6 protein-coding genes are annotated in these 6,244 nt (G+C 61.0%); 2 read left to right on the forward strand and 4 right to left on the reverse strand.

Annotation, left to right across the window (positions count from 1 at the left end):
• Window positions 1-704, reverse strand: a 704-nt coding sequence (locus WA989_RS15485; RefSeq protein WP_424341379.1) for a peptide ABC transporter substrate-binding protein, incomplete at its 3' end; no start/stop codon positions are given.
• 105 nt (window positions 705-809) lie between these two features.
• Here WA989_RS15485 and WA989_RS15490 point away from each other — a divergent pair.
• Window positions 810-1,340, forward strand: coding sequence for a hypothetical protein (locus WA989_RS15490; protein WP_424341380.1), 531 nt, complete (start codon window positions 810-812; stop codon window positions 1,338-1,340).
• Between the two features lie 6 nt (window positions 1,341-1,346).
• Here WA989_RS15490 and WA989_RS15495 read toward each other — a convergent pair whose 3' ends face one another.
• From WA989_RS15495 to WA989_RS15505, 3 genes are all read right to left on the reverse strand, one after another.
• Window positions 1,347-1,997, reverse strand: coding sequence for a redoxin domain-containing protein (locus WA989_RS15495; RefSeq protein WP_424341381.1), 651 nt, complete (start codon window positions 1,995-1,997; stop codon window positions 1,347-1,349).
• Between the two features lie 33 nt (window positions 1,998-2,030).
• Window positions 2,031-4,163 carry a protein-disulfide reductase DsbD family protein gene (locus tag WA989_RS15500; RefSeq protein ID WP_424341382.1) on the reverse strand — a complete coding sequence of 711 codons (2,133 nt, stop codon included), beginning with the start codon at window positions 4,161-4,163 and terminating at the stop codon, window positions 2,031-2,033.
• Between the two features lie 177 nt (window positions 4,164-4,340).
• Window positions 4,341-5,180, reverse strand: coding sequence for a SapC family protein (locus WA989_RS15505; RefSeq protein WP_424341383.1), 840 nt, complete (start codon window positions 5,178-5,180; stop codon window positions 4,341-4,343).
• A gap of 129 nt (window positions 5,181-5,309) precedes the next feature.
• Here WA989_RS15505 and WA989_RS15510 point away from each other — a divergent pair.
• Window positions 5,310-6,244: DUF885 family protein (locus WA989_RS15510; RefSeq protein ID WP_424341384.1), on the forward strand; the 935-nt coding region annotated here is incomplete at its 3' end.

Genomic DNA, 6,244 nt, shown 5'->3' on the forward strand with positions numbered 1-6,244 from the left:
GCCTCATAGTAGAGCGGGTTCTTCTCCGAAACGAGCTGGTCGCCGGTACGCCAGTAGGCCAGCTTGTAAGGACCGTTCACCTCGATATTGTCCGGCTGGATCCACGCTTCGCCATACTGTTCGACAATGTGCTTGGGCACGGGATAGGTCGTATAGTGGGTGAGAAGGCCGAGCAGGTATGGCGCCGGCTCCTCCAGCGTGATCTCGAACGTGTAGTCATCGAGAGCGCGCACGCCGAGTTCCTCCGGCGGGAGCTCCCCGGCATTCACCTCAGCCGCGTTCTTCACGATATAGAGCAGCGAGGAATATTGCGACGCGATTTCCGGGTTCTGGATACGGCGGAAAGCATAGACGAAATCCTCGGCGGTGAGGGGCTCGCCATCCGACCAGACGGTCTCTTTGAGTTGAAAGGTCCAGGTCAGGCCATCTTCACTGGTTTCCCAGCTTTCGGCGACACCGGGAATGACTTCGCGATCAGGCGTTATTGTCATGAGGCCGACGATCATGTCGGAGATGACGATATTTTCCCATTTTGCGGACGAACGGTGCGGGTCGAGCGTATCGACCTTGGCGGAAATTCCGCGACGCAGGACCTGCACGTCTTCATTGTCACCATTGCCCCCTCCGCCGCCACAGGCAGCGAGCGTTAGAACAAGCGTGGCAGCCGATGCGGCCAGAAGTGAAGACTTCAATGATTTCAGCATGTGATTCCCGTGACTTTCCCTTACTAATCAGTCTCGTCATAGTGTTTCAGACGATTGCTGTCTTGGAAAGAGAGCGCAGCATGGCTGAGCAGGAGATGAACGGACATGAAGACTATTTTGCTCGCAGCAGGCGCTGCGCTGGTCATGATTGCACCAGCCACAGCGCAGGAGGGCGCAGATTCCGCCTCAACGACGCGCGTCTATGCCTGCATTGATGTAGCAGACGATCTAGAGCGCCTTGCCTGTTATGATGCGGCTGTCGGCCGGCTGAAAGCGGCTGAAGAGACAGGCGATGTCGTCACCGTTACGCGCGAGCAGGTCGAAGAGGTCAAACGCGACTCCTTCGGCTTTTCCCTGCCAAGCCTTCCAAAACTCGTCATGCCGAAGCTCGGCGGCGATGATGACAGTGAGATCAAGGAAATGACCATCGCGGTCGACCGCATCTCGCGCGGCGGAGACGGAAAGTTCATCGTCTATCTGGAGAACGGCCAGGTCTGGCAGCAGATCGAGAGCAAGAAAGTCTACTATTCCGCCAAACGCGGCGTCGAAAACGTCACGATCAAGTCAGCGGCGCTGGGCAGCTTCAGGATGCAGTTCGACGATGGCGTGCCTTTCCGCGCGCGGCGGATTCAATAGTCCGGCCTAATACTTGACCGAGCAGCCATAAGGCTTGGACGAAGCGACCTCGACAGGCTCGCCTGCTTCAACGGCATCGAGCGCGGCGCGGACATAATTGTCGGCCGTCTCGATATCCTCGACGCGGGCCGAGCGGACTGAATCGATCGCGCCGGCATAGGCGATTTCGCTATCGGGCTTGATGACGAACATGTGCGGCGTGGTCTTGGCCTCATAGAGCCGGCCGATGTCGCCTGACGGATCGAGGATGACATGGTCCGGCGAAGCGCCGCGCCCCTCATTGATCGCGTCGGCGCCCGCGCCATCGACATGGCCCTGCTTGCCCGGCGCAGACGAAATGATCTGCAGCCAGACAACGTCGTCGCCCGCCGCCTCGTCGCTCTGCAGCGTCTGCATGTTTTCTGGCGGCTCAGCATAATGCTTCTTCACGAAGGGGCAGCCATCATTCGTCCATTCGAGAATGACGGTCTTGTCCGCAAAATCTGAAAGCGACACTTGCTCGCCCGTGCTCGTCGTGCCAGTGAAATCGGGCGCGAGCGTGCCCGGCTCTGCGGCTGGTGAGGCATTGGCCGAGAAGGCGATCAGCGCGCCTGCGCTCAGCGCCACGGCGGCGGCCATTCCGGAAGCAAGTCCAATATTGCGGCTCGTGATCTTCATCGGGTCAGTCTCCTGGGGGGCTGGATTGTCAATTCAGAACGATGGGAAGGCATCGAGCTTCCGTTTCAACATGGCCGGGCTAAGCAAGGTCGGCAGGATTTCCGGCTCCTCGGACCCCGGCGCATACAGAAGATAGAGCGGTACGCCCGGACTTCCACGTTTCTTCAATTCTGCCGCAATCTCGTCATTCGGCCTAGTGAAATCGGCGACAAGGAAGCTCACATTTGCTTGAGCCATGGCGTCGAGCACGTCCGGCTTTGTCAACGTGGTCCGCTTGTTGACCTGGCAGGTGGCGCACCATGTGGCGGTGAAATCAACAAAGACCCCCTGCCCGCCCGCGACGAGTTCAGCGACTTTCTCATTCGACCAGGGTTCCGGCGTGACCGAGGCGTAGGACTCCACAGAGGCGTCAGCCGGGGCATCCTCAAACCCAGCCATGATCGGCCAGCCAATGGCAAAGACCGACAGCGCGGCCCCGATCGCCAGAACAGGCGTTCTGAATTTTCCGCCAGAAATGCTCATCAGCCAAATGCCGAAAGCGAGGATGACAGCGCCAAAAGCCGTTGCACCAGCCGCCGGGTGATTGCCGAGCACGGTGACGAGCCAGGCGGCGGTCAGGAACATCGGGAAGGCGAAGGCCTGTTTGAGGCGCTCCATCCAGGCGCCCGGCTTCGGCAAGGCGCGGTGAAGCCCCGGCACGAAACTGAGGACAAGGAAAGGCAGCGCGAGGCCGAGACCGAGCGCAAGAAAGATCGCCATCACAACCGGCCATGGCTTGTCCAGCACAGCTCCAAGCGCAACACCAACGAAAGGCCCAACACAAGGTGCGCCAACAACGGCAGCGAGGACACCGGTAAAGAAGGCGCCGGCATTCCCGCTCTTCGAGGCCAGGCCTGAGCCGACATTCTGAACCGAAGTGCCAAGATGGAAGACGCCGAGGAGCCAAAGCCCGATCAGCACCATGACGAGGGCAAGCCCCGCCACGACCGCCGGGTATTGAAGCTGGAAGCCGAGGCTGACGAACTGTCCGGCAGCACGCAGCGACAGGAAGACAAGCGCCGTCGCGGCAAAAGAGACAAGCACGCCGATCGTGTACCAGATGCCATGCTCGCGCAGGTGCGACTTCTCACCCTTGGAGGCGGCCTGAACCATGCCGATCGCCTTGATGGAGAGGACGGGCAGGACGCAGGGCATGAGGTTGAGGATCAGGCCGCCAAGCAGCGCGACGGACAGGAGGACGACAAGCGCGCCCACGCCGATGGTCGATCCGGCCCCTTCACCGGTGCCGTTTCGCGCCGCTGCGCCTGCAATGCCGGTGGTGCCTTCGAGGGGGTCGCCCTGCTCTGCCGTGATATTGACGGCGACCGGCGCGCCGCCATCGGCCGGGTCAATCCGCAGGATGCCGTCCAGCGTTTCTGGCATCTCGTCGCTGTCCGGCGTTAGCGTCAGGCGAAGCCCGTCCTCGCCGAATTCATGCGGCTGGGCAGCGGCATGGATGATGTCATGGGTTTCCGGGAAGAAGCGGGCATAGCCGGAGAGGCCAGCGACCTGATCGCCGGTCAGCGACAGGGTCCAGGTGTCGCCCTTTTCTGAGAGGCGTGCCGTGCCATCGAGTTCAGGCGGCACATCGCCAAGCGCGGCGGCAATCTTCTCTGCGCCTTCAAGGTCTGGCACCTGCGTGTCGCCGACATCCAGATAAAGCGTCAGATCAACGCTTTCTGGAATGCAGATATCCTCGCAGATCAGATAGTCGAGCGTGCCGTCGAAACGGATCGTGTCTGACGCATCGTCTGGAATTTCGACGGGGAATGGCAGGACCACAGTATTGCTGTAGCCATAATCCATGATCTCGCCTTCGACGACGGGGATCTCTTCGGGCAGCGGCCAGCTGATCTCTCTAATCGCGGCGGCGTCCAGCGTCGTCTGATCACTCCAGAACATTTCCGGCGGGATGCCGGCATCGCCCGCATTCAGCCAGTAGATGTGCCATTTGGGATCCATCTCGAACTCGAAGCCGAGCCAGACCGTCTCGCCGGGGATGGCGACCTCGCGTTCTGTGATGAAGTCGATCCGCGCATGACCGCCATCGACCGGTTCGGCGCGGGCCGGGCCGGCAACAGCGATGGCCGCGAAAACGACGGCAAGGATCTGTAAAAATCGTGTCATTGCGGCCTTTTATAACTCATCAGTCTTATCATCCTGCGAAGGCATATGGCCGAATATGACCATATGTGAAGCACCTCGCCAAAAAGTGAGGACATCTGCCGCAGCAAAAAGCGGCCAGACCCTAGGCCTGACCGCTTTCCTAAAAAGTTTGCAAGAGACGAAACGCGCCTTTCCAGATCAGATCTGGAAGCTTGGCCCGTCGGAGCCGCCCTGCGGCGTCTCGGTAGCCTGCGCCATCGCGCCGGTCTGCTGCGAGCGGATCGCGCGGTTGATGACGCGGGACCAGTTCAGCAGGGAAATGCTGTGAGCCGTGATCGCGGCGAGAATGCCGTTGCGGTGCAGCTCTTCGATCTTGTCGGCAGGCAGCTCCTGCAGCTTCTGGTCGTCAATCGCCCAGTATTCGGCAATCGTCTGCAGTGCGCCGGAATCATTGCCCTGCTGGTCGCGCGGCTGGAAGGTGGCGGCCTTCTGGGTGAACAGGCCAAGCTGGTCGATCGTCTTCACGAACTGCTCGGTCGACTGGCGCTGGCGCTCGAAGTCCTGGCAGAAATTCATGGCATTCTGGGTGAACTGGCTCGGCTGGCCGTTTTCGAAGAACGGCACTTCCGGCTGGTTCGATACCATCGGCGCATCGCGGTCGACACAGAGAAGAAGGCGCTGCTGCTGCTGGTCGTTTGCGAAGACGAACGGATAGCGGCGCGCAAAGGCCGGTACATAGAAATCCGGATCGATGTCGCCATCCTTGGAGACGAACAGGTTCTCGTCCTGGCGGATGCCCATGGCACCAATCGGGGTCTTGTCGGCGCCGACGAAGATGATCGGATAGGAGGTCGAGGCGAGGCCGAATTCATTGACGGTCAGCGGCACAGCATGGGCCTTGCCAAGAAAGGCGAATGGCTTTTCCACTTGCTTGATGCCGAGGCCGCCGTGTTTTTCGGCTGAAAGCGGCTGAGGGTTTGAATAGAAGAGCACCTGCCCGCTGAGCGGCGCGTTCTGTGCTGGCTGAGTATTTTCCACCGGGAGACTCCTGTATTTGATCGGCGCGGTTTACCGGATATGCCTGAGAGCCACAACCGCCCAACAGTCATTGAGCTGCGAGTTTAACTGTCCTTTCATAATTCAGGCCGCCATTGGGAAAACCTCCAGATGAAGTCACCGCTGCCTCTTGCTGTTTTGACCGGGCTTGCCGGGGCCGCCCTCCTCTCGGCGTGCGGGCCCCAGGTCAATGAGGACGGCATTGCGCGGCGTACCGTGCAGGAGATCAACCAGGTCTTCCGCGATACCGCCTATGCCGAGCTCGCCCTGTCGCCCGAAACCGCTACCCGGCTGGGCCTCGAAGAACAGACGATCGGGCAGGCCTTCCAGTCCCAGCTCGACGATCGCTCGCAGGCCCGGTTTGAACGCACGCGGCTGTTGCGGCTGGAACTGCTGGACCGGCTGAACGAGACGCCGGACATTCCAGGCGACAGCACGCTGGCCCGCCACCTCGACATCATCCGCCAGCAATATGAAGCCCTGACCACGCTCGAAGCCTACGGATTCGGACGTTATGAGCCGGGCCATGCCCGACCCTATGCAGTCGACCAGCTGAGCGGCGCCTGGGTCGATGTGCCAGACCTGCTGATCTCGAGCCAGCCGCTGAGCTCGTTCGATGATGCAGACGATTTTCTGGCAAGGCTCGGCGCGCTGGGCGATGCGGTGGCCGATGAGAAACGGCGGCTGGTGTCTGACGCGGCGAATGGCGTCCTGCCACCTGATTTCGTGCTGACGGCCCTTGAACGGAGGCTGCGCGCTTTCGCCGGCCAGCCGCTCGACACCCATCCGCTGGTCAAACGTCTCGACGCGGTGATTGCCGGCCTTGATGAGGACGAAACCCATTCGGCGGAGGCCTACCGGGCGTCTGTCCGCCGTGTGATGCGGGGCCGCGTGATCCCGGCCTATCTGGACTTTGCAGACACGGTCGCCGATCTCGCGCTCGAAGCCTCGCCTCTGCCCGGCCTCAACGTGCCGGACGAAAACCAGCCGGATGTGCACGGGGCCGGCGGGTATTATGAAGAAGTCCTCGCCTTCCACACCGCGCC

The sequence above is a fragment of the Henriciella sp. genome (assembly GCF_049649345.1).
GTDB lineage: Bacteria > Pseudomonadota > Alphaproteobacteria > Caulobacterales > Hyphomonadaceae > Henriciella.

Bases quoted from the DNA above. Each gene is read 5' to 3' on its own strand.
- WA989_RS15495 (WP_424341381.1), bottom strand. From the start codon at position 1,997: ATGAAGATCACGAGCCGCAATATTGGACTTGCTTCCGGAATGGCCGCC.
- WA989_RS15500 (WP_424341382.1), bottom strand. From the start codon at position 4,163: ATGACACGATTTTTACAGATCCTTGCCGTCGTTTTCGCGGCCATCGCT.
- WA989_RS15490 (WP_424341380.1), top strand. From the start codon at position 810: ATGAAGACTATTTTGCTCGCAGCAGGCGCTGCGCTGGTCATGATTGCA.